A 22,560-nucleotide genomic window follows, 5' to 3' on the forward strand; every position below is an offset into this window, starting at 1 on the left:
TATTCAGCTATGATAGCAAAAATGTCCCTGGAGCCTGAGCCATGACCTTGTCACGCACGGCTGCGATCCGCGTGGTCGCACCGGAAACGAGCAGTGTGTTGTCCCCCAGAACCGCCCACGGCGATGCCGCAACCATTGCAGAGATCAGCGCAGGGCTGCTGGCGCCGCAAGCTTCCACCTCGCCCAAATACTTCTACGACAGCCTCGGTTCGCACCTGTTCGAAGCCATCTGCGAATTGCCCGAGTACTACCCGACCCGTACCGAAGCAGCGATCTTCGCCCGCCACGGCGCCGACATGGCAGCACGCATCGGACCCGGCATGACGCTGGTCGACCTGGGCGCCGGCAATTGCGCCAAGGCTGCCAGCCTGTTCCCCTTATTGCAGCCAAGCCAATACGTGCCGGTCGACATCGCCGGCGAATTCCTGCAGCAGGCCGCCGCGCAACTGCGCCAGCGCTTTCCCGCCATCGAGATCACGCCGCTGGTGATGGACCTGTCGCAGCCCTTAATCTTGCCGCCGTCGTTGCCGGCAGCGCGGCGCCAGTTCTTCTATCCCGGTTCATCGATCGGCAACTTCACGCCCCACGATGCGGTAACCTTCCTGCGCCAGGTGCGCGAGAACGTGGGCGCGGACGGCGGGCTGCTGATCGGCGTGGACTTGGTCAAGGACCCGGCGGTGCTGGACGCGGCCTATGACGACGCGATCGGCGTCACCGCCGCCTTCAACATGAACCTGCTGCGCCACCTGAACCATCTCGCCGGCGCAGACTTTGATCCGGCGCAGTGGCGCCACGTGGCCTTCTTCAATGACGCGGAAAGCCGCATTGAAATGCACCTGGAAGCGCGCTGCGCATTGAGCGTGCACTGGTGCGGCGGCGAGCGCAGTTTCGCCCAGGGCGAGAGAATTCATACGGAGAACAGCTACAAATACACGCTGGAAGGCTTCCGCAGCCTGCTGTGGGAGGCCGGCTTCCGCGTCGACGGCACCTGGACGGACGATGCCCACTGGTTCGCAGTGATGCACGCCGCGGCGGCATATGCGTGACGCCAGCCCCTGGACCGAACGCTACGCGCAAGTGCGCGCGGCAACCATGGCGCTGGCCGCGCCGCTGTCCGACGAGGATTGCGGCGCGCAGTCGATGCCCGATGCCAGTCCGGTCAAATGGCACCTGGCGCATACCACATGGTTTTTCGAGACCTTTATCCTGGAACGCTTCGAGCCCGGCTTCCAGCCTTTCCACCCGGCGTTCAGGGTACTGTTCAACTCTTACTACAATGGCGTCGGCGACAAACACCCACGGCCGCATCGCGGCCTGCTGACGCGGCCCTCGATGGCCGAAGTGCGCGCCTATCGCGCCAATGTCGACGCCCGGATCGCGTTGCTGGCAACGCGGCTCGCGGCCACGGATTCCCGCCTCGCCGCGCTGCTGACGCTTGGACTGCAGCACGAACAGCAGCACCAGGAACTGATCCTCACCGACCTCAAGCACCTGCTGGCGCAGAATCCGATGGCGCCAGCCTACCTGCCCGGCCCGGGGCCGGCCGCGCCCGCTGCTACAGCCCTGTCCTGGCACTGCTTCGAAGGCGGCGTACAGGAAATAGGCCATCATGGCGACGGCTTCTGTTTCGACAATGAGCTGCCGCGCCACAAGGTCTTCATCGCCCCGTTCGAACTATCCACGCGCCTGGTGAGCAACGCGGAATACCTCGCCTTCATCGAGGCCGGCGGCTACCGCGACCCGAGCCTGTGGCTGGCGGAAGGCTGGGACTGGATTCGCGCCCAAGGCATCGAAGCCCCGTTGTACTGGCGGCGCGGGGAGGGGAGCGCAGGCTGGACCGCCTACACCCTGCATGGCCAACAGCCGCTGGAGATGGGGGCGCCGGCAAGCCACATCTCCCTGTTCGAGGCCGACGCCTATGCCCACTGGTCCGGCGCCCGCCTGCCGACCGAAGCGGAATGGGAGCACGCAGCCGGTGCCGGCGCACTCACGCAAATGTTCGACCATTGCTGGCAATGGACCAGCAGCAGCTACGCCCCATACCCCGGCTTCCGCCCGGCCGAAGGCGCCATTGGCGAATACAACGGCAAGTTCATGGTCAACCAATACGTACTGCGCGGCTCCAGCGTGGCGACCCCGCCAGGCCACGCCCGCTCCAGCTACCGCAACTTCTTCCCCGCCAGTGCACGCTGGCAATTCACCGGCATCCGCCTCGCAAAATAAAAGTCGGGGTCAGGTCTGGCAATCCGCCACAAAAGGCACGCATGTGCCTTTTGTGGCGGATTGCCAGACCTGACCCCGACTTTTTAGTTGCGAGTTACAGGCGGATGCCGAGGGCCTGGACGATCTCTGCCTTGAACTTGGCTGCCTGGTCGGCGTTAGGAATCTCGCCGGCCAGTTTCAATGCCAGCAGGCGCACGTCGGTGATCTCGTCGAAATAGTCCCCGCAGACGATCGCTGCCATCGGGCCAATGTAGGTGGCCAGGGTGTTTTCGAAGATGCTGCGCTGCGCTTCCGTCAGTGCCGGCTTGCCGGCAGGCTTGCTGGCGGGGGCCGCTTCCGGTGCTGCTGCCGGGCGGCGTGCGACGCCGGCCAGCAGGGTGGACGCCGGGGAGCTGCCTTCCGGCAGTTCAGTGATGCTGCCGTACAGGTAGTCGAGAATCGCTTCGGTCGACCATGGCAGAGGCTCGTTATTGCCCACGCTCGGACGGTCCATGCTCATCCGTGCGCGCTGGATGGTGCGCAGGATGTCCAGGCCGTCACGGCCGCGGCGGCCGCGGCACAGGACGAACACGATGCGTCCGTTGTCGAGATGGATCTGCGCCATGCGGTTGTCATCGCTGACCAGCATGATGGTCGCGGTGTCGCCCTGGGCGCAGAAGCCGGCGATCTTGTCGAGCAGCTCTACGAAGGGAGTGAACTCTGGCTGTGCCATATCAGTTCGCCTTTATCAATTATTTCTTACGCAGGCGATCCATCGCCATCTGGATACTCACGCCCAGGCGTTCCACAGCACGCGCCAGCGAACCGATTTCGTCGCCGCGGCTGGTCTGTGGAATGGTCACGTCGAGCTGGCCCTTGCTGAGCTTCTCTGCGATGTCGGTCAGGTGGTTGATCGGGCGGGTCAGTTGCTTGCCCAGCACGAACGCCAGGGCGCCAACCAGGACGATAACGATGATGATCAGCAGGCGCGCCTCGCTGCGCATCTTGGTCATGGCAGCATAGGCTTCGTCGTAGCGCTGTTCAACCAGCACGGTCCAGCCTTGCGGCAGGTTGCGCACGAAGCCCACCATCTTCACGTCGCCGTCCATATAGACTTTTGGCTCGTCGGTGATGCCTTCCACTTGCAGGGCAGGGTGCTTGCTGAAGTCTTGCAGTGCGGATTTGATCTTGCTCGCGTCGCCGTGGGCGATGACTTTCTTGTCGCCGTCCAGCAGGATGGCGTGGCCGGTTTCGCCGATGCGGATGTCGGTGACGGTGCGCGATACCACGCCCAGGTCCATCGCCATCGCGAACACGCCGACGATGGTGCGGTTTTCATTGCGGATCGGGACGCCGATGTTCAGCGATGGCTTGCCGCTGGTCTTGCCGATGGCCACCAGGCGGCCTTCGTTCTTGCCGGACATGATGGCTTTGAAGTACGAGCGGTCGCCGTAGTCGAGCATGGCGCTGCCGTCGCTGCGTGCCACGTCCTTGCCGGTGGTGTCCAGGGTGTGGATCAGGTACACCCATTCGTAGGACGCGGCGGTTGCCATCAGGACCGGGGTCTGGCGGCCGGTGTTCATGGAAATGACGTCGTCCAGGCGGGCGGCCTGGCGCATGGCGCGCATATTGGTGTCGTCCCAACCGTTAACGCCAGTGGCCACGGTGTCCGTGGTGGCGATCAGGTTTTCCGAAATTTTCGTGGTCAATTCCTGTTCGGCGGAAGAATTGCCCAGGTACCAAAGGGCAAACAGCGGCACGAGGGTTACCACGAGCAGGGTGATCAGGACTTTTTGAAAGATATTAAGAGACAGTTTCATTTTTATAAATCATTCGTAATAATCGAGCTGACACAACCGCATTCAGAATACGGACAACGTCTGCATTATGGCTGATTTCGAGGCAAAGCTGATGACTTGCCCGAGGCGGTTCGCAGCGCCAAGCACGCTACTTCGGGCATATGCCTGAGCAACTTTTTGTGAAACCACAGGCCGCTTCTGGGCCCTTGTTGGCGTGATTTCGCTGTTGCTCAGTTTATAAGTACACGATTATACATCAGCCGCTTTCCATGCGGAAATGATTTATGTGTCGCGCGAATTGGCCAGGCGCGGCGTGTTGCGCGCCTGCGCCGGCAGGGCCGGGCGCTGGCGTTGCTGGCCAGCTTCCCCGGACAGGCGGAATTGGCTGACCAGGTTCTCCAGCCCGACGGCCTGGTCGCTCATGGCCGCGGCGGCGGCCGCAGCTTGCTCCACCAATGCGGCATTCTGCTGCGTGGTCTGGTCCATCTGCATGATGGCCATGTTCATCTGCTCGATGCCGTCGGTCTGCTCGCGCGTGGCCAGGGAGATCTCGGCGACGATGCCGGTGACGCGCTGCACGGCCGACACCACTTCTTCCATCGTGGCGCCGGCCTGTGCCACCAGCCTGGCGCCGGCATCGACCTGTTCGACCGAGCTGGAAATCAGTTCCTTGATCTCTTTGGCGGCGCTGGCCGAGCGGGCTGCCAGGTTGCGCACCTCGCTGGCGACCACGGCGAAGCCGCGGCCTTGCTCGCCGGCGCGCGCCGCCTCCACCGCGGCATTCAGGGCCAGGATATTGGTCTGGAAGGCGATGCCGTCGATCACTGCGATAATGTCCACCACCTTGCGCGAGGAATCGTTGATCGAGCCCATGGTCGTCACGACCTGGGACACCACTTCGCCGCCGCGCTGGGCGATGGTCGAGGCGGAGCTGGCCAGCTTGTCCGCTTCGCGCGCATTGTCGGCATTGGCCTTGACGGTCGACGTCAGTTCTTCCATTGATGACGCGGTTTCTTCCAGCGCGGACGCCTGGTTCTCGGTGCGCGCCGACAGGTCCATATTGCCGGTGGCGATTTGGCCGGAGGCCGAGGCAATGGCGACCGTGCCATTGCGCACCTGCCCGACGATCTGCGACAGTGCATCGTTCATCTCGCGCAGGGCTTGCAGCAGCTGCCCGGCTTCGTCCTGCGAATGGGCCTTGATATGGCTGGTCAAATCGCCGGATGCGACGGTGCGTGCCACCTGCAGGGCATAGTTGATCGGACGCGTAATCGAACGGGTAACCCAGTATGCGCACGCAACGCCCAGCACCAGCGCCGCCACGCCCAGCGCGACCATCATGACCTGGGCGGAGCTGATGTGCTGCTTGATCTCGGCGCCGTTGGCGGTGACGATGCCGTCCTGCAGGTCGGCGAGTTTTTCCACGGTGGCCTGCAGCCTGGCCAGGCGCGGCATGGTGTCCGACAGTGCGCGCTGCGTCGCCTGTTCGCGCTGCCCTTCCGCGAGCAGATTGAGCACGCCGGTAAACGATTGCACGTAGGCGCTGCGCTCGCTGCCCACTTGCGCCAGCAGTTCGCGGCCGGCGGGCCGGTAGACCAGCTTGTCGAGCGTGGACAGGGCGGCTGTGATGGTGGCCTTGTTCCTGTCGACCTGCTTGCGCAGTTCCGCCGCTTGCGCGGCATCGGTCACCAGCAGCAGTTGCAGCACCAGCGCCGAATTTGCGCGGGTGGTGGCGGCAACGGTGGCGGCCGCATCTGCCTTCGCCCAGTCCTTGTCGATGATGGTGGAACTCAGCTCGCCGATACTGGAGAGGCGCAGGCTGGCTACGGCAATCAGCATGGCCATCAAGGCGAAGACAATCGCGAAACACAAGCCCAGGCGGGTCCCGATCTTCAGGTTGGCAATGCGCATGACTGCTCCTTCCGGCGGCGTGGAAAACGATTTACCAGTATAAATACTTGCCAAAAGGAGATAAATTCGGGGGGCGGCGCGCAAGCCGTCCCCGAATGAAAAAGCGCTTAAGCTTCGGCTTGTGCGATGCTAGCCGAGGCCTCGGCCTTCAGCGCGATCTGGCGGTTGATGGCGCTGAGCACGGCCTTGAACGAGGCGGTGACGATATTGCTGTCGATGCCCGCGCCGAACAGGGTAGGGCCGCCGTCCAGGCGCAGTTCGACATAGCAGGCTGCCTTGGCGTTGGCGCCGTGGCCGATGGCGTGCTCGTGGTAGTCCATCAGCGTGACGTCCAGGCCGAGCGCGTCGACGAAAGCGTCGATCGGGCCGTTGCCGCCGCCCTGCAGGGACATTGACGCCTTGTTGTGCAGCAGGCCGATGTCGATCTGCACCGGCTCGTCGCTGGAGCTGTCCTCCACCATCTTGTGCGATACGTAGGCGTATGGCGTGCCCTGGGCCAGATACTCGCTTTCGAAGATCTGGTAGATGCCTTCGGAGGTGATTTCCAGGCCGGTCTGGTCGGCCACTTTCTGCACTGCGCGGCTGAATTCGATCTGCAGGCGGCGCGGCAATTCGAGGCCGTAATCCTGTTCCAGCAGGTAGGCCATGCCGCCCTTGCCGGACTGGCTGTTGACGCGGATGACGGCGTCGTAGCTGCGGCCCAGGTCTTGCGGGTCGATCGGCAGGTATGGGATTTCCCACGGCGCGCCTTCCTGTTGCTTGGCGAAGCCCTTCTTGATCGCGTCCTGGTGCGAACCGGAGAAGGCGGTGAACACCAGGTCGCCCACGTATGGATGGCGCGGATGTACCGGCAGCTGGTTGCACTCCTCGACCACTTTGCGCACGGAGTCGATGTCGGAGAAGTCCAGGCCAGGATGCACGCCCTGGGTGTAGAGGTTCAACGCCAGGGTCACCAGGTCGACGTTGCCGGTGCGTTCGCCGTTGCCGAACAGGCAGCCTTCGACGCGCTCGGCGCCGGCCATGACGGCAAATTCAGCGGCAGCGATGCCGGTGCCGCGGTCGTTATGCGGGTGTACCGAGATGATGATGGAATCGCGGCGCTCCAGCTTGCGCGACATCCATTCGATCTGGTCGGCGTACACGTTCGGCGTCGAGCATTCGACGGTGGCCGGCAAGTTGACGATCATTTTCCTGTCCGGAGTCGGCTGCCAGATGGCGGAGACTGCATCGACGATGTGCTTGGCGAAATCCAGCTCGGTGGTGGAGAAGGACTCGGGCGTGTATTCGTAAGTCCAGTCGGTTTCAGGATGCTGGGCCAGCAGTTGTTTCACCAGCCTGGTGCCGTCCGTGGCGATCTTGGTGATTTCTTCGCGGCTGGCGCCGAACACCACTTTGCGGAATACCGGTGCGGTGGAGTTATACATGTGCACGATGGCGCGCTTGGCGCCAATGCACGATTCAACGGTGCGGCGAATCAGTTCTTCGCGCGCCTGGGTCAGCACGATGATGGTGACGTCGTCCGGAATGCGGTTTTCCTCGATCAGCTTGCGCACGAAATCGAAATCGGTTTGCGAGGCGGAAGGGAAGCCCACTTCGATTTCCTTCAGGCCCACCTTGATCAACAACTCGAAGAACTTGATTTTCTTTTCCACGCTCATCGGCTCGATCAGCGCCTGGTTGCCGTCGCGCAGGTCGGTGCTCATCCAGATCGGCGGCTTGGCGATGACGGCGTTCGGCCAGGTGCGGTCGCTCAAGCCGACGGTTGGGTATGGACGATATTTGGCGGCAGGGTTCTTCAACATCATGGTGATACTCCTGTGTTTTTCAAATTTTGGGAAACCGGGACGTGGCGCGAGGGAGGCCGACGTGGGGTACTGCAGGGGGAAATCAGGCGCGTGCCAGTAGTAGCGCGCCTGGTAGTAGGGCGCCTGGCAGGTGTGCAGAAATGTGCAAATGCGAGGTCATGTCGACCAATGTAAGGCACCGGATTTGACCTTGTCAAGAAAAAATCTCAACAGCAATTTGCGATGTTTTCGCACTTTCTGCTGATAAAATGGTGGTCATGGCGAGGATAAATCGGATATGGATAAGATTGATCGAGAAATAATCGGACTTTTGCGCGATGATGCGAGGATAAGTTTTAAGGATCTGGGCGAGCGCGTAAGCCTCAGTGCGAACACGGTGGCGGACCGCGTGCGGCGCTTGGTGGCCGACGGCGCCATTCTCGGATTCGAGGCTCGCCTCGACCACGCGGCGCTCGGCCTGCACCTGCAAGCCTATATCGACGTCAAGCTGAAGTCGGGCACCAATACCCACGAGTTCGAGGAAATCGTCAAAACCATCCCCGGCGTGCTGGAAGTGGCGCTGCTGACCGGGAATTACGATGGCTTGCTTCGTGTGGCCTGCAAAGACCAGGCCCACTTGCTGCGCCTGATCGACACCTTGCGCGACCGGGCGGGCGTGCAGGATACCTACAGCCGCGTGATCCTGCACCAGACTCCGGTCAGCGCGCCGCTGACTGTGACAGAATAACGGCCCTGATGTTTGATTGCGGAATTCCGATGCAAAAGCTGAATGCAGAATTGACCCGGCTCTATCTCGCTCCACCGGCCGGTGGCACGCGCAGCATTTCCCTTGCGTTCAAGCGGCTGGCGGGCGACGGCGAGGCAGGACATTGGGAGCGCCTGTGCCAGGTGGCGAATGCACTGCATGCGGAGCTGGGCTTGCCGGCGCCTGCAGTGAGCATTTCGGGCGCCGGCGCTTTCGGGCTCTGGCTCTCGCTGGAAAAGCCGGTGACGGAGGCGCAAGCGCAGGAGTTTGCGGCGCTGCTTTGTCCCGAGGCCGAATCCGCTGCGGCAGCGCTGCCGCCATACCTGGACCAGGCGAGCGGTAAATGGGCGGCATTCATTCACCCTGGCATGGGGGCGTCCTTTGCGGGCGATGAGGGCCTCGATATGCAGCCGCCGGAAGCGGGGCAGGTCGCCTTGCTGGAAGGGCTTGAGAGCATCGGCCCGGCCCCGTTTGCGCAAGCGCTTGACCAATTGCGGCGACCTGTTGGCACCGCGCTTCAGCCGTCCCCGCCAGCGCCCGAGGCCAGCGCCACGCCAGGAGGTTTGCTGTTGAAGGACGCGACGCTGGAAGACATCGTCAACTTCCTCCATTCAAAGAACATCGAGCCTACTTTCCGCTTCCTGAAATAAGCGGCAACTGCTCGACGAGTTGCGCTGTGGCCTCTGGCGTCATGTTGATGAATTTGCAGCCTATATGAAGCTGTTCGCCCAACAGGAAGGAGCGGAAACCTCGCGTGAAGCGCACTTCCAGCTCGGTGGGAATCTCAATGTCCGGCCCCAGCTCCAGTACCACCTCAGGAATCTTGCGGCCCTTGAGCAAACCCTTCGCTTCGATCTTCGAGCAGCGCAGCCCGATGCCGCCTAGCGAAAAATCGTAGATCGGCAGCTCGTAGCGGTGGCCGTTCAACTCGAAGGCGGCCATGAAATTCGCCCCCAGCGGCGTTTCCACGCGCTCTGATGCGCGCCGGTTCAGGACCGTGCAGGTTTCAGGGAAGGTCATCGGAATGAGCTGGGGCTTGCCGGGCACCGGCTTCCATTCCTGGTCTGACAGCTTGAATTGCAGCTTCGCCGTGCGCAGCCAGCTTACAAAGGTGACCTTGCCCGGCTGAAGGACCGAGCCCGCGTTCAACTCCATCACGAAATGCGGCAACTGGGGATCGACCGACAGGATGCGGCCAAGGACCGGCTCACGGCTGCCGGGCACGTACATCGAGATCGCATCGCCGCTTGCGGCCAGCAGGGTCAGCGCGTCGCCGATGTCGTCTTCGCTCGTCATGTCAAACGAACTCGCGGAAGCGATGAATGGGGCTAACGCGTCCTGTGGCCGTGGCGGACCTTTGCGAATCGGGACCGCATGGTGCTCATTGAGCTGCATATCGCGTAGATGGGTCAGGTGATGACTTCATCATAGGACGTGAATTGCCAAATAGCAACCTAGTTTAAACCTTTGAAAATAAACTGGAACAAGCCCGCCCTGGCGGGCCTGCTGCATCAGGATGCGTAATTGCAGCGCTGCCTGACGTTCGCCCAGTTCCTTTTCCAGGGCGGGTGACGCGGCGAATGCCCTGCACCGGGGCGCGGCCTTCGGGAGCAGACGGTGCCTAGGCGGCGACCTGCACGCTTGCTTCGCCGGCGGCCATTGCGCCGATGACGGCGGCGTGTTCGAAGCCGTGGTTGCGGAACAGGGCCAGTACTTCGTCGACGCTCGCCGGATCGCAGGAGACCAGCAGGCCGCCGGAAGTCTGCGGGTCGGTCAGCAGGGTATGCTGCGGCTGGGTGATGTTCGGCGACAGCAGCACGTCCTTGCCGTAAGCATCCCAGTTGCGGCCCGAAGCGCCGGTGAAGAAACCGTCGTGCGCCAGCTTCTCAACCCCTGGCAGCAGCGGTATTTGCGACATATTCAGCTTGGCGGTCAGCTTGGCGCCTCGCGCCAGTTCCAGCAGGTGGCCAAGCAGGCCAAATCCGGTGACGTCGGTCAACGCATGCACGCCCGGCAGTTCGGACAAGGCCTTGCCCGGCTTGTTCAACTTGGTGGTGTTGTCGATCATGGCCTGGTAGCCTTCATCGCCGAGGACGCCTTTTTTCAGCGCTGCGGACAGCACGCCCACGCCCAGCGGCTTGCCCAGCACCAGCACGTCGCCGGCCTTGGCATCCGCATTGCGTTTCACTTTGGATGGATGCACCAGGCCCAGGACCACCAGGCCGTAGATCGGCTCCACGGAATCGATGGTATGGCCGCCGGCAATCGGGATGCCGGCTTCGTTGCAGATCGATTCGCCGCCCTTGATGATCTTGCCGATCACCTCGATCGGCAGTTTGTTGACAGGCATGCCGACCAGGGCTAGCGCCATGATCGGAGTGCCACCCATGGCGTAGACGTCGGAGATGGCGTTGGTAGCGGCGATGCGGCCAAAGTCGAACGGATCGTCGACGATCGGCATGAAGAAGTCGGTGGTGGCGATCAGGGCCTGCTCGTCGTTCAGTTTGTAGACCGCAGCGTCGTCGGCCGTTTCGATGCCGACCATCAGTTCCTTCGGCACTGGGAAGCCGTTGGTGTTCTTCAGGATCTCGGACAGCACGCCGGGCGCGATCTTGCAGCCGCAGCCGCCGCCGTGGGAGAAGGAGGTGAGTTTGATTGGTTCAGTGCTCATGATGGGGTCTTTCAGTTCGTATGGAGCAGATTATCCACCAAGTCGAGCAGGGCTGCCTGCTCGGCTTCGGGAGTGAAAAGCCTGGCGCGGCGGGCGCATTGCTCTTGCAGCCTGGCGTACCAGCCGGCGTCGTCGATGCTTTTGTCAACCAGGGCTGCCAGCGCTCGCGCGTCGCCCAGCGGGAAGTAGCCGAGGTAGTCGTCGCCCAGCATGCCGCGGTTGCCGCTGATATCGCTGGCCAGCACGGGCACGCCGCTGGTGACCGCTTCGATGATGACGTTGGCGCCCCCCTCCATGCGCGAGCAGATGGCCATGGCGTGGGCAGCTTTGAGCCGCTGGCGCGTTTCGGCATGGGGCAGGGGACCAAGCCAATGGTAGCGTCCTGGCCAGGCCGCATTGGCTGCGGTGGCAGCCTCGCCTAGCGCGGGATCAAGCACGCCGCCGATATGCACCAGGCGCGCGCTGCGGGCGGTGACGTGCGAGGCGGCCAGCATGAACGTGCGCGGGTCTTTTTCCTCGCGCAGGTGGCCGACCATCAGGATGTCGTGGTGATGCGGCGCCGCGGCACGGGCGGCCGGCTGGAGCGAGGGCGCGGATTGATAGATGACGCGGGCCTTGGCGCGCAGGTGCGGCGGCAGCTCGTCCAGGCCGGCCGGCTGCAGCAGGACCAGCGCGCTGGCGCGCTGCAGCGAAGCTTGCGCGTCGGCGTCGACGCGGATGTCGCGATACAGGTCGGTGCCGGTCAATACCAGGACCGTTGGACGCTCGGGATGCGCTGCGCAAAAATGCGCCAGCGGCGCCGCCGAGCGGCGCGCATGAAGGGCAATCAGCAGGTCCGGCGCGGCCTCGGCAGGCCAATCGGAAGCGATGTCGGCCTGGTAGCGCGGGCGCAGGAATTGCGCCCAGCGGCGCGCTGTTTGCCAGTTGCCGTTGTTGGCCTGTGCCAGCGCCGGGCTGACGATGCAGATTGTCTGCTTGCTCACTGGTGTAATTCGCTCAAATATCGCTACAATCGACCCATGAACGCCATCCATGCCTCGTTCCGGACCGCCCGAACACAGCAACTTGCCGATGCCTTGCAGGCTGCGCGCAATTATACGCTGAGCCTTTTCGAATGCTTTGCCGCCGCCGGCATGGATGTATCGATGCGCGTGCCGCAGATGCGCATCGTCAATCCGCCGTTGTGGGAACTGGGCCATACCGCCTGGTTCGCCGAATGGTTCGTCTTGCGCGAAGCGATTTCCAGCCATCCGGCCGACGCGTTGTACATGTCCTTGCTGCGCAAGGGCGATGACTGGTTCGATTCCAACATGGTGCCGCACCGCAGCCGCTGGAGCCTTGACCTGCCCAGCACGGGCGGCGTGAAGACCTACTGCCACGAGGTCCTGGACCGCGTCCTGGACAAGCTGTCGCGCGAACCGAACACGGACGAAGCGCTGTACCCATACCGGCTGGCGCTGGCCCACGAAGACATGCATGGCGAGGCCTTCCTCTACACCTTGCAGACGCTGGGCTTGCAGGCGCCGGCGCACCTGACCCACGACGAACGTGCATCCGGCGCTCCCGGCGATATTGCTTTCCCAGGCGGCACGCTGCAACTGGGAAGCGCGCCGGAGACGGGCGGCTTCATCTTCGACAACGAAAAGTTTGCGCATCCCTGCTACGTGGCGCCATTCCGGATGGATGCCACGCTGGTCACCAACGCCCAGTATGCCGACTTCGTGGAAGATGGCGGCTACGAACGACGCGAGTTCTGGAGCAATTCGGGCGCCGACTGGCTGCTGCGGCAGGAGCGCTCGGCGCCGCGCTACTGGCGCCGCGACAACGGCCAGTGGCGCACGATGCGTTTCGGCCGGCTCACGACGCTGGCCGCGCACGAGCCTGTGCGGCACGTGTCCCTGTACGAAGCGCAGGCCTATTGCGCCTGGGCCAATCGCCGCCTGCCGACCGAGATGGAGTGGGAGTACGCGGCCTTGCACGGCCATCCTGCTTTCCGCTGGGGCCAGTTGTGGGAATGGACGGCATCGCCGTTCGAACCGTATCCCGGTTTTGTGGCAGACCGCTACCGCGAATATTCGGCTCCGTGGTTCAGTACGCACCAGGTACTGCGCGGCGCATCGTTCGCCACGCCATCCCGGCTTGGCTCCGCCAAGTTCCGCAACTTCTACCTGCCGGAACGGGACGACATCTTCAACGGCTTCCGCACTTGCGCATTTGAATAAGAAAGTCGGGGTCGGCAATTAAAATGGGGACGTACCCTTTGAAGGGGTACGTCCCCATTTAATTGTTACTTCTTCAGGTGGTCATCCAGCCAGCCGATCACGGTGTGGTGCCACAGGATCGAGTTGGCGGGCTTCAGGACCCAGTGGTTTTCGTCCGGGAACACCAGCAGCTTGGACTCGATGCCCTGGCGCTGCAGCGCCGTGAAGGTGCCCAGTGCCTGCGCGGTCGGGATGCGGAAGTCCAGGTCGCCCTGTACCACCAGCATCGGGGTCTTCCACTTGGCCACGTGGTGAACCGGGTTGAACTTTTCGTAGCCGTTCGGGTTGGCGTAGTAGGTACCGCCATTGTCCCATTCAGTGAACCACAGTTCTTCGGTGGAGTAGGCCATGCCGCGCTGGTCGAACACGCCGTCGTGGTTGACGATGCACTTGAAGCCGTCGCTCCAGTTACCTTCGATCCAGTTCATCATGAAGCCGCCGTACGAAGCGCCCAGTGCGCAGGCGTTCTGGCCGTCCAGGAAGTCATACTTTGCCACGGCTGCCGCCAGGCCTTTCTGCAGGTCTTCCAGCGGCTTGCCGGCCCAGTCGCCGCTGATCGAATCGGTGAAGCCCTGGCCGTAGCCGGTCGAACCGTGGAAGTCGATGAACACCGAGGCGTAGCCTGCGCCGGCATACACCTGCGGATTCCAGCGGTAGCTCCAACTATTGCCGAAGCTGCCCTGCGGGCCGCCGTGCACCAGGAAGGCGACCGGATATTTCTTGCCTGGCTCGTAGTTCCATGGCTTCATCACGTGGCCGTACACGGTCTCGCCGTTTGCGCCCTTGAAGGAGAACTGTTCGTACTCCGCCATCTTCACGTCTTTCAGGCGTTCGGCATTGGCCCAGGTCAGCTGCGTGCCTTTCTGCTCGGCGCCATCGGCCTTCAGCTTGACCAGTTGTGCGCCGCCGCCCAGCGAGGCTTGCGCGGAGATCACGGTGTCTTTCTGCACGTCGAACTCGCCGGCGTAGCCTTTGCCGGTCAGCGCGGTGACCTTGCCCGAGGCGACGTCCAGCGAGAACAGGCGGTGGTTGCCGATATCGTCGGCATTGGCCAGCAGGGCCTTGCCGTCAGGGCGCCATTTGTAGTCGGCGATGGAACGATCCCATTCCTGGGCCAGCACGCGCTTCTTGCCGGTGGCGACATCCATCAGCACCATATGGAAGCGGTCGGCTTCAAAGCCTGGGCGCTTCATCATCAGGTACGCGAGGGTCTTGCCGTCCGGGGAGAAGGATGGTTTGGCGTCCCATGCCGGGTTTTCGGCAGTCAGGTTGCGCGGGGCAGTGCCGCCGGCCGCAGGAACTTCGTACAGGTCGAAGTTGGTGGACCAGGATTCGGCCTTGCCGGCCACGCGTGCCGAGAACACGACCTTCTGGCCGTCCGGCGAGAACTGGTAGTCGGCGTTGTCGCCGAAAGGCTTGGAATGGACGTCGCCGTCCAGCGCGCCGCTCAGGCTGACCGGTGCACCAGCCTTGCCGCCGGCGTCGATCGGTGCCGAGTACAGCACATTGCGGCGGCCGTCGGCCCAGGTATCCCAGTGGCGCACGAACATTTCGCTGTACAGCATGCCGGTGGCCTTGTTCCTGGACTTGTCGTCCAGGCGCTTTTTGGTGCAGGCCAGGTCGGCGCAATCGCGGAACACTTCGAAGGCCATGGCCAGGCGGTCACCTTTTGGCGACAGGCGGAAGCTCTCCACGCCCAGCGGGTAATCGGTGACGCGCACAGCTTCACCGCCGGCGTTCATTGGCAGGCGCCACACTTGCGCGGAGCCCGAACGGCCGCTCACGAAATAGAGCGCGTCGCCCGAAGGGGACCATTGCGGCTGGCTGCTGCTGGCATCGTTCTGGGTCAGTTGGACCGGGGCCGGCTTGGCGGCCTTCAGGTCGATCATCCACAGTTGCGTGATGCCGCGGTTCTTTTCCATATTGGTGGCGCGGACGGTATACACCACGCGGCTTGCGTCCGGCGACAGCACAGGGCTGCCAACACGGTCCATGCTCGCCAGGTCTTCGATGGTCAGGCCGCGCGGGGCGGCAACGGCATTGGTTGCCGCTGCGATGGCGGCGCCCAGTACCAGCAGGCGTAAGGTCATTCGGGATCTCCGGTCTGTTATCAAATCTGCCAGCGGGTGGCTGGCCAAGCGGGCATGATACTGTAATATTTCGCGCATGGAGATCAATACTAAGAAAATCGCGGTCTGGGGATTGACCGGCGCGACGGCTGTTTTGTGCGCCGGCGCCGTGCTGTTGACGCAAACGTGGTATTCGAAACCGCTCAAGCTCGAATGGTTTTACATGCGCGGTTTTGCAGCGGCCGCGCTGAAAAGCCCGGAGATGATGTCGCGGCTTCACGTGCTGCCGGGCTGGCTGGATTTTTCCAGCTCGCGGCTGGACGACGAATCGCCCCGGCGCCGGCATGAGTTTTACCAGGACATGAAAGACAACCTGGCCATGCTGGAGCGCTACGACCGCAATGAGCTGGGGCGCGAGGCCCAACTGTCCTACGATACGCTGCACTATTACCTGAACACCGTGACGGAAGGCGAGCGCTTCCAGCTTCATGAATTCCCTGTCAATCAGGTGCACGGCCTGCAAAGCGCGCTACCTGAATTCATGGCCGACGTGCACAGCGTGAGCTCCCGCAGCGAGGCCGAGAGCTATATCGCCCGCCTGCAGAAGTTCCCGCTCAAGTTCGAGCAGTTGATCGAGAGCCTGCGTGCGCAGGAAGCTGCCGGCATCTTGCCGCCGCAATTCCTCGTCGAGAAAGTGCTGCTGCAGATGCACGGCTTCGCGGGACGCCCGGCGCGCGAGAACATGCTGTACACCACCTTCAAAGCCAAGCTGGATGCGATCCCGCTGTCGGGCATGAGTGAGAAGGTGCGCAGCGAATTATTGCAAGGCGTGGGCGACGCAATCCAGAAAAGCGTCTATCCGGCTTATGCTGAACTGATCCGCCACTTCGTCGAATTGCAGGGGCGCGTTCGTTCAAATGACGGCGCCTGGTCGCTGCCAAACGGCGATGAATACTACGCCTGGTGCGTGCGCTATCACACCTCGACCAACCTGACGCCGCAGCGCGTGCACGACCTGGGACTGGCCGATGTCGATCGCCTCACCGGCATCATGGACCGCCTGCTGCGCCAGATCGGGTTGGAAGATGGGAGTATTGGCGAGCGGATGCAGCAACTGCAGCGCGATCCGAAATACCGTTACCCAGACACTGAGGAAGGCCGCAAGGAAATGCTGGCCGACTACCGCGCCATCATGAAAGAAGCCGATGAAAAGTTGACCGGGGCCTTCCTCAAGCACCCCAAGGCTGCGATCGAAGTGCGTCCGGCGCCTGCCGAATCGGCCGCCACCGCGCCAACCGCCTATTACATGCCGGGAGCGATGGATGGCTCGCGTCCTGGCGTGTTCTATGCAAACATGCGCTCACTGAAAGACACGCCGAAGTACGGCATGCGCAGCACGGTATTCCACGAAGTCATGCCGGGCCATCATTTCCAGATATCGCTGGCGCAGGAGATGAAGGGTGTGCCGTTTTTCCGCCGGGTGATCGGTTTTTCTGCATACCAGGAAGGCTGGGGGTTGTACGCGGAACGGTTGGCGTCTGAAATGGGCCTGACGCCCGATCCGGTCGACCAATTAGGCCGCCTGCGCGACGACATGATGCGCGCCGCAAGACTGGTGGTCGATACCGGCATCCATTACAAACGCTGGTCGCGCGAAGAGGCCATCGACTACATGATGGACAACACCGGCATGGGCGAACAGGAAGCGACGGCGGAAGTGGAGCGCTACATCGTCTCGCCGGGCCAGGCGCTGGCATACAAAGTTGGCATGCTGTCGATCCTAGGCTTGCGCGAGAAGGCGCGCGCCGAATTGGGCGACAAATTCGACCTCAAGGAATTCCACAACGAAGTCCTGGGCCACGGCGCATTGCCGATGACCGTGCTGGAGCGTGTGGTGGACGACTGGATCGCCCTGCGCAAATGAAAGTCGGGGTCAGGTCTGGCAATCCGCCACATTTTTCGCATGGCGAAAAATGTGGCGGATTGCCAGACCTGACCCCGACTTTAATTACAGGAGCTGCTTGCCGAGCGCTTCCAGGCGCTCGAAGTAGGCGGTCATGTCCAGCTCTTTACGGGCTACGCCGCTGCGCATTGCTGCTTGCGCGATTTTCGGGGTGACGGTTGGCAGCAGGCGGTCGTCCAGCAGGCCGGGGACCACGTAGTCCTTGCCGAAGCGGGCGTCGCTATGCGCCAGGCCGGCCAGGGCGGTTACGCAGGCGCGCTTCATTTCCTGGTTGATCGTGGTGGCGCCGGTGTCCAACGCGGCGCGGAACAGGTATGGGAAGCACAGTGCGTTGTTGATCTGGTTCGGGTAGTCGGAGCGGCCCGTGGCGATGATCGCATCCGGCGCCACTTCGCGTACCAGTTCAGGGCGCAGTTCAGGCTCGGGATTGGCCAGGGTGAACACGATCGGCTGCTTCTTCATGCGCTGGACGTCGGCTTGCGACAGCACGCCAGGGCCGGATACGCCGAGGAATACGTCGGCGCCTTCCATCACGTCGGACAATGTGGTGGCAGTGGTGTCCTGCGCCCAGTCGGCTTTTTCGCCGGTCAGGTTGCGGGCCTTGGTCAGCACGCCTTTGGAGTCGCACACGAAGATGTTCTCGCGGCGCGCGCCGATGTCCACCAGCAGTTCCAGGCAGGCGATGGCTGCGGCGCCGGCGCCGGAGCAGACGATCTTCACGTCGGCGATGTCGCGGCCAGTCATTTCAACGGCGTTCAGCATGCCGGCGCCGACCACAATCGCGGTGCCGTGCTGGTCGTCGTGGAATACCGGGATCGACAGGCGTTCGCGCAGCTTGCGTTCAATGTAGAAGCACTCCGGCGCCTTGATGTCTTCCAGGTTGATGCCACCGAAAGTAGGGTGCATGGCGGCGATGATGTCGACCAGCTTGTCCGGATCGGTTTCGTCCAGTTCGATGTCAAAGGAATCGATGCCGGCGAATTTCTTGAACAGGATGGACTTGCCTTCCATGACCGGCTTGCCGGCCAATGCGCCGATATTGCCCAGGCCCAGCACCGCGGTGCCGTTGGTGATGACTGCCACCAGGTTGCCCTTGGCCGTGTATTCGTAGGCCAGTGCCGGGTCACGCGCGATTTCCACGCAAGGCGCCGCTACGCCCGGCGAGTAGGCCAGGGCCAGGTCGTCCTGGCTGCCAACGCTCTTGGTCACTGCAATGGCCACTTTGCCGGGCGTGCCGGCCTTGTGGTATTCCAGTGCCTTTTGTTCAAGACTGCTCATTCTGTGCTTCTCCTTTAGTTCTGCGAAAAACGCCCGCTACAGGCCAGTTTAGCCTGTGCGGGCGTGCTTTGCAGGGCGCTACGCGGGCGCCCGGCTCAGTATTTGATTATGGATACAGGCCACGTACTTCGCGGGCAGCCAGCACGCGGGTGCATGCCAGGATGAAGGTTGCGGTGCGCAGCGATACCTTCTTCTCTTGCGAGACTTCCCACACGGAGTTGAACGCGTCCTGCATGATGCGGGTCAGGCGTGCATTGATTTCTTCCTCGCTCCAGAAGAAGGAGGAGAAGTCCTGCACCCATTCGAAGTAGGACACGGTCACGCCGCCGGCGTTACACAGCACGTCCGGAACGATCAGGATGTCTTTGTCGTTCAGGATGTCGTCCGCTTCAGGGGTGGTTGGGCCGTTGGCGCCTTCCAGGATGATCTTGGTGCGGATCTGGCCTGCGTTCTTGGCGGTGATCTGCTGTTCCAGCGCTGCCGGTACCAGGATGTCGGACTCGATGCCCCAGAAGGAATCGCGGTCCTGGGTCGCTTCTGCGCCTGGGAAGCCGGCCACGCCGCCGGTTTCGGCTACGTGCTTGTGCAGTTCAGCCACGTTCAGGCCGCCCTGGTGCACCACGGTGCCGGTGTGATCCTGCACGGCGATGATCTTGGAACCCGCTTCCGCGAACATGTTGGCAGCGATGCCGCCCACGTTGCCGAAGCCCTGGATGGCAATGCGTGCGCCCTGGATTGCCACGCCGCGCTTTGCAGCCGCTTCACGGCCGGTCACGAACACGCCGCGGCCGGTTGCTTCGCGACGGCCCAGCGAGCCGCCCATCGAAATTGGCTTGCCGGTGACAACGCCGGTCGACAGGTTACCTTCGATCATGGCGTAGGAGTCCATCATCCATGCCATCACCTGTTCGTTGGTGTTGACGTCTGGTGCAGGGATATCCTTGGTCGGGCCGATGATCAGGCTGATCTCGCTGGTGTAGCGGCGGGTCAGGCGCTGCAGTTCACCTTTGGACAGGGTCTTTGGATCGACACGGATACCACCTTTTGCGCCACCGTATGGCACGTTGACGGCGGCGTTTTTCACCGTCATCCATGCCGAAAGGGCCATCACTTCCGACAGGGTGACATCCTGGTGGAAGCGCACGCCGCCCTTGCCTGGGCCGCGAGACATATTGTGTTGAACGCGATAGCCTTCGTAGTGGGCGATCGAGCCGTCGTCACGTTCGATCGGAACGTCGACAACGAGGATGCGCTTAGGGCGCTTCAGGGTTTCAACCCAGCGGGACAGGCCGCCCAGGTGAGGGGTGACGCGATCAATTTGTTTCAGGTACTGGCCCCAAGGACCGAGATCTTCAGCGTTGAGGTAAGACGGCAAGGCGTGGTTGGTCATTGTGTGACTCGCTCAGGTTGTTCGGTAACGCGGCGAATCTTATTCCTGTGCAATTGCCGAGGCCAATGCCGAGTGCGCATTCGGTTATGCAAAATTTGCATAACATGTCTTTTTGGTATCGCTTGGTAGGCAAACTACAAACCGGTACCCCAGTGTCTGACCCGCGGGGTCAGACACTGGTACGCGGCCGCTGCAGGCTAGTGTCAGACCCTGTGGGTCGGACACCGGTTTACCGGTTTTAGCGGTCCGAAGCCGGCACGCGCCGCTTCGCCGAAGCCGGCTTTTGTTTTTCCGCCAAATGCTCCCAAAGCCGCGCCACCACAGCCTTCCCAGGCCGCGCCGTGCTGGGCCGCTCGCGATAGAGCCGAATCTCCATCTCGATTTCCCACTCCGCCCGCCCGCCATCGGCCGGTGCCAGCAGCTTCTGTTTCACCTCGCGCGTCACCGCCGATTCGGGCAGGAACGCGATCCCGCGCCCCTCCAATGCCATCATCTTCAACCCTTCCGCCATATCGGTCTCGTAATGGGTCTCAAGGTGCAAAGCCTGCTTGGCATCGGACATGATCAGGTCGACCATGCGACCCAGGTAGGCATTGGTCGTGTAGGAAAGGAAGGGCAGGGGCGACGTCTTCCGCCCCGGCAGCACGAACTCCGGCTGCCTGGCCTTGTCGCAACGCGCATAGGCACGCAAAGCCTCGCGCCCCAGCACCAGCATGTCGTAGCGCCCCGGATCAAGCTGCACCGGCTGGCGCGGATGGTGGTAGCAAAGCAGCAGGTCGCAGCCGCCTTCCACCAGCTGCAGCACCGCATCGTGCACGTTCAGCGCCATCAGGCGCGAATTGATCGGCGCGAATTCCTCCTCAAGCTGCGCGATCCATTTCGGGATGAAGGTCAGCGACAGCGTGTGCGGCACGGCGAGATCGATGCTGTTCTGCGTCGCCGCCCGCTTGCCGCGCAACAGCTCGCGCACGCCGTTGATCTGGCTGAGCATTTCCAGCGCCTGTTCGTAGAACACCAGCCCCGCCGGCGTCACGCGCGTCGGGTAGGAGGTGCGGTCGATCAGGTCCATGCCCAGCCAGTTTTCCAGCGACTGGATGCGCCGCGAGAACGCAGGCTGCGTGACGTGGCGCAGTTGTGCGGAGCGGCTGAAGCTATTCGTTTCAACCAGGGAGATAAAGTCTTCCAGCCATTTTGTTTCCATGAACGAGATCCTAAGCAGCGGTTGCGATGCGGCGCATTGGCGTGAACAGCAGCGCAAGCGTAGCGCATACCACCAGGATGACGCCACCTCCAAAGAACATCTGCGGCAAGGTCGCGCTCTGCATGATCCAGCCGGTTGCGGCGGATGACAGCGGCGCCAGGCCGAACATGATGAACATGAAGATGCTCATCACACGTCCCATCATCTGCGGCGGCACACGCTTCTGGATCCAGGTGAACACGGCCACCTGCACCAGCCCGACCAGCGCGCCAAGCGAGAGCAGCAGCAAGCCGCCTTGCCACGCCGTGGTAATCAGGCCGAGCGGCATGATCAGCAGGCCGGCCATCGCATCGACCGACAAGGCGAGCAGGCCAATGCGCACCGGCTTGCCGGCATTGTACTTGGCCGTCATGCCGGAGAAGGCCATGCCCGCCAGCATGCCTGCGCCATGGGCTGCCATCAGCATGCCAAAGGCCGAGCCGTCGTGCAGGCGCTCCTTGGCCAGCACCGGCAAGGCCACCTGCATGGTGCCGCCGATCAGTACCGATACCAGGCCCCAATAGGCGAAGCAGGTGCGCATCTCCACGTCGCGCCATACTGCCAGCAGGCCTTCGCCGACAGCATGCAGCACGTTTTGCGGCACCGCAGGTGCGCCGCCTGGCAGCGGCACCACGCGCGACAGGGTCCACGCGGAGACCACGAAGCTCAGGCTGTCGAACGCGAAGGCCATGCCCAGTGCGCGCATGCCGCCATCGGAGCCGCCGGCGTCGCCGATCGCCAGCAGCAAAGCGGCCAGCAAAGGACCCGCAAGCATGCCGACCTGGCGCACGCCCATGATGGCGCCGTTCGCTGCCTGCAGCAGGTCCGGAGGAATGGCGCGCGGCATGATCGAACTGCCGGATGGATAAGCAAACGCCTGCGCCAGCCCGATGCCTAGCGAGAGCGCATACACCAGCGGCAGCGTAGCTGCGCCGGCCAACGTCAGCACAGCCAATGCGCCTACCAGCAGCGCGCTGGCGTGCTTGGTCAGCATCAGTACGCGCTGGGGCGAATGGCGGTCCACCACGGCGCCGCCAATCAGGATGAAGATGGCGCGTGGTGTGCCCAGCAGGGCGAGTACCAGTCCGAGCGACAGCGGATCGCCGGTCAGTTTAAGCACGAGCCAGGGCAGGGCGATCAGGGTGAACTGGTCGCCTAGCATGGACAGGATGCCGCCGCTGAGCAGCCAGCGGAAATTGGCATTGTTTTTAAGGGTGGGTGTCATT

Annotated in this window: 18 protein-coding genes; 6 read left to right on the plus strand and 12 right to left on the minus strand. The window is 62.8% G+C overall.

The window, feature by feature from the left end:
- Positions 1-41 precede the first annotated feature (41 nt).
- On the plus strand, positions 42-1,046 hold the full coding sequence (gene egtD, locus ACN9MU_RS13365; protein ID WP_426322907.1) for an L-histidine N(alpha)-methyltransferase: 1,005 nt from the start codon (positions 42-44) through the stop codon (positions 1,044-1,046).
- Positions 1,039-2,223, plus strand: a complete 1,185-nt coding sequence (egtB, locus tag ACN9MU_RS13370) for an ergothioneine biosynthesis protein EgtB (RefSeq protein ID WP_426344715.1) — start codon at positions 1,039-1,041, stop codon at positions 2,221-2,223. Before egtD ends, egtB begins: the two co-directional genes overlap by 8 nt.
- Before the next feature lie 94 nt (positions 2,224-2,317).
- Here the strand turns inward: egtB and ACN9MU_RS13375 are convergent, their stop codons facing one another.
- The 4 genes from ACN9MU_RS13375 to leuA all read right to left on the minus strand — a co-directional run bounded on the left by ACN9MU_RS13375 (position 2,318) and on the right by leuA (position 7,717).
- Complete coding sequence (locus tag ACN9MU_RS13375) at positions 2,318-2,935, minus strand: hypothetical protein (RefSeq protein ID WP_426171255.1); 618 nt, start codon at positions 2,933-2,935, stop codon at positions 2,318-2,320.
- A gap of 19 nt (positions 2,936-2,954) precedes the next feature.
- Positions 2,955-4,022, minus strand: coding sequence for a HAMP domain-containing protein (locus ACN9MU_RS13380; protein ID WP_426171257.1), 1,068 nt, complete (start codon positions 4,020-4,022; stop codon positions 2,955-2,957).
- A 261-nt stretch (positions 4,023-4,283) separates the two neighbouring features.
- Entirely contained in the window at positions 4,284-5,912 is a 1,629-nt protein-coding gene (locus ACN9MU_RS13385; protein ID WP_426322911.1) for a methyl-accepting chemotaxis protein, read from the minus strand.
- 107 nt (positions 5,913-6,019) lie between these two features.
- Positions 6,020-7,717 (minus strand): 2-isopropylmalate synthase, encoded by a 1,698-nt coding sequence (gene leuA, locus ACN9MU_RS13390; protein ID WP_426322913.1) that lies wholly within the window; start codon positions 7,715-7,717, stop codon positions 6,020-6,022.
- Positions 7,718-7,994: 277 nt separating this feature from the next.
- On the opposite strand from leuA, the gene ACN9MU_RS13395 reads away from it, so the two are divergent.
- A complete protein-coding gene (locus ACN9MU_RS13395; RefSeq protein WP_426171262.1) occupies positions 7,995-8,444 on the plus strand; it encodes an Lrp/AsnC family transcriptional regulator in 450 nt (149 codons plus the stop codon).
- Positions 8,445-8,473: 29 nt separating this feature from the next.
- Entirely contained in the window at positions 8,474-9,112 is a 639-nt protein-coding gene (locus ACN9MU_RS13400; protein ID WP_426171263.1) for a hypothetical protein, read from the plus strand.
- On the opposite strand, the gene ACN9MU_RS13405 is transcribed toward ACN9MU_RS13400, so the two are convergent.
- From ACN9MU_RS13405 to senB, 3 genes are all read right to left on the minus strand, one after another.
- Positions 9,090-9,758: a flagellar brake protein gene (locus ACN9MU_RS13405; RefSeq protein ID WP_426344716.1), complete on the minus strand. Its 669-nt coding sequence runs from the start codon at positions 9,756-9,758 to the stop codon at positions 9,090-9,092. The two genes, ACN9MU_RS13400 and ACN9MU_RS13405, sit on opposite strands and share 23 nt — an antisense overlap.
- 325 nt (positions 9,759-10,083) lie before the next feature.
- Positions 10,084-11,133, minus strand: a complete 1,050-nt coding sequence (gene selD, locus ACN9MU_RS13410; protein WP_426171267.1) for a selenide, water dikinase SelD — start codon at positions 11,131-11,133, stop codon at positions 10,084-10,086.
- Between the two features lie 11 nt (positions 11,134-11,144).
- A complete protein-coding gene (gene senB, locus ACN9MU_RS13415) occupies positions 11,145-12,116 on the minus strand; it encodes a selenoneine biosynthesis selenosugar synthase SenB (protein WP_426171268.1) in 972 nt (323 codons plus the stop codon).
- 36 nt (positions 12,117-12,152) lie between these two features.
- Here senB and senA point away from each other — a divergent pair, with 36 nt between their 5' ends.
- Positions 12,153-13,355, plus strand: coding sequence for a selenoneine synthase SenA (senA, locus tag ACN9MU_RS13420; protein WP_426344717.1), 1,203 nt, complete (start codon positions 12,153-12,155; stop codon positions 13,353-13,355).
- A gap of 65 nt (positions 13,356-13,420) precedes the next feature.
- Here senA and ACN9MU_RS13425 read toward each other — a convergent pair whose 3' ends face one another.
- On the minus strand, positions 13,421-15,484 hold the full coding sequence (locus ACN9MU_RS13425) for a prolyl oligopeptidase family serine peptidase (RefSeq protein ID WP_426344718.1): 2,064 nt from the start codon (positions 15,482-15,484) through the stop codon (positions 13,421-13,423).
- A 76-nt stretch (positions 15,485-15,560) separates the two neighbouring features.
- Between ACN9MU_RS13425 and ACN9MU_RS13430 the strand changes: the two genes are divergently transcribed.
- A complete protein-coding gene (locus tag ACN9MU_RS13430; protein ID WP_426344719.1) occupies positions 15,561-17,387 on the plus strand; it encodes a DUF885 domain-containing protein in 1,827 nt (608 codons plus the stop codon).
- Between the two features lie 84 nt (positions 17,388-17,471).
- Here ACN9MU_RS13430 and ACN9MU_RS13435 read toward each other — a convergent pair whose 3' ends face one another.
- From ACN9MU_RS13435 to ACN9MU_RS13450, 4 genes are all read right to left on the minus strand, one after another.
- Complete coding sequence (locus ACN9MU_RS13435; RefSeq protein ID WP_426344720.1) at positions 17,472-18,704, minus strand: malic enzyme-like NAD(P)-binding protein; 1,233 nt, start codon at positions 18,702-18,704, stop codon at positions 17,472-17,474.
- Positions 18,705-18,810: 106 nt separating this feature from the next.
- Positions 18,811-20,094 carry a Glu/Leu/Phe/Val family dehydrogenase gene (locus tag ACN9MU_RS13440; protein WP_057263199.1) on the minus strand — a complete coding sequence of 428 codons (1,284 nt, stop codon included), beginning with the start codon at positions 20,092-20,094 and terminating at the stop codon, positions 18,811-18,813.
- Between the two features lie 238 nt (positions 20,095-20,332).
- Positions 20,333-21,295 (minus strand): LysR substrate-binding domain-containing protein, encoded by a 963-nt coding sequence (locus tag ACN9MU_RS13445; protein WP_426171276.1) that lies wholly within the window; start codon positions 21,293-21,295, stop codon positions 20,333-20,335.
- Positions 21,296-21,305: 10 nt separating this feature from the next.
- A complete protein-coding gene (locus ACN9MU_RS13450) occupies positions 21,306-22,559 on the minus strand; it encodes an MFS transporter (protein ID WP_426322930.1) in 1,254 nt (417 codons plus the stop codon).
- Position 22,560: the final 1 nt, after the last annotated feature.

The sequence above is a fragment of the Pseudoduganella sp. R-32 genome (assembly GCF_049913245.1).
Classification (GTDB): Bacteria; Pseudomonadota; Gammaproteobacteria; order Burkholderiales; family Burkholderiaceae_D; genus Rugamonas.

Coding starts and splice junctions, on each gene's coding strand:
- egtD (WP_426322907.1), top strand. CDS start 42: ATGACCTTGTCACGCACGGCTGCGATCCGCGTGGTCGCACCGGAAACG.
- egtB (WP_426344715.1), top strand. CDS start 1,039: ATGCGTGACGCCAGCCCCTGGACCGAACGCTACGCGCAAGTGCGCGCG.
- ACN9MU_RS13375 (WP_426171255.1), bottom strand. CDS start 2,935: ATGGCACAGCCAGAGTTCACTCCCTTCGTAGAGCTGCTCGACAAGATC.
- ACN9MU_RS13380 (WP_426171257.1), bottom strand. CDS start 4,022: ATGAAACTGTCTCTTAATATCTTTCAAAAAGTCCTGATCACCCTGCTC.
- ACN9MU_RS13385 (WP_426322911.1), bottom strand. CDS start 5,912: ATGCGCATTGCCAACCTGAAGATCGGGACCCGCCTGGGCTTGTGTTTC.
- leuA (WP_426322913.1), bottom strand. CDS start 7,717: ATGATGTTGAAGAACCCTGCCGCCAAATATCGTCCATACCCAACCGTC.
- ACN9MU_RS13395 (WP_426171262.1), top strand. CDS start 7,995: ATGGATAAGATTGATCGAGAAATAATCGGACTTTTGCGCGATGATGCG.
- ACN9MU_RS13400 (WP_426171263.1), top strand. CDS start 8,474: ATGCAAAAGCTGAATGCAGAATTGACCCGGCTCTATCTCGCTCCACCG.
- ACN9MU_RS13405 (WP_426344716.1), bottom strand. CDS start 9,758: ATGACGAGCGAAGACGACATCGGCGACGCGCTGACCCTGCTGGCCGCA.
- selD (WP_426171267.1), bottom strand. CDS start 11,133: ATGAGCACTGAACCAATCAAACTCACCTCCTTCTCCCACGGCGGCGGC.
- senA (WP_426344717.1), top strand. CDS start 12,153: ATGAACGCCATCCATGCCTCGTTCCGGACCGCCCGAACACAGCAACTT.
- ACN9MU_RS13425 (WP_426344718.1), bottom strand. CDS start 15,484: ATGACCTTACGCCTGCTGGTACTGGGCGCCGCCATCGCAGCGGCAACC.
- ACN9MU_RS13430 (WP_426344719.1), top strand. CDS start 15,561: ATGGAGATCAATACTAAGAAAATCGCGGTCTGGGGATTGACCGGCGCG.
- ACN9MU_RS13435 (WP_426344720.1), bottom strand. CDS start 18,704: ATGAGCAGTCTTGAACAAAAGGCACTGGAATACCACAAGGCCGGCACG.
- ACN9MU_RS13440 (WP_057263199.1), bottom strand. CDS start 20,094: ATGACCAACCACGCCTTGCCGTCTTACCTCAACGCTGAAGATCTCGGT.
- ACN9MU_RS13445 (WP_426171276.1), bottom strand. CDS start 21,295: ATGGAAACAAAATGGCTGGAAGACTTTATCTCCCTGGTTGAAACGAAT.
- ACN9MU_RS13450 (WP_426322930.1), bottom strand. CDS start 22,559: ATGACACCCACCCTTAAAAACAATGCCAATTTCCGCTGGCTGCTCAGC.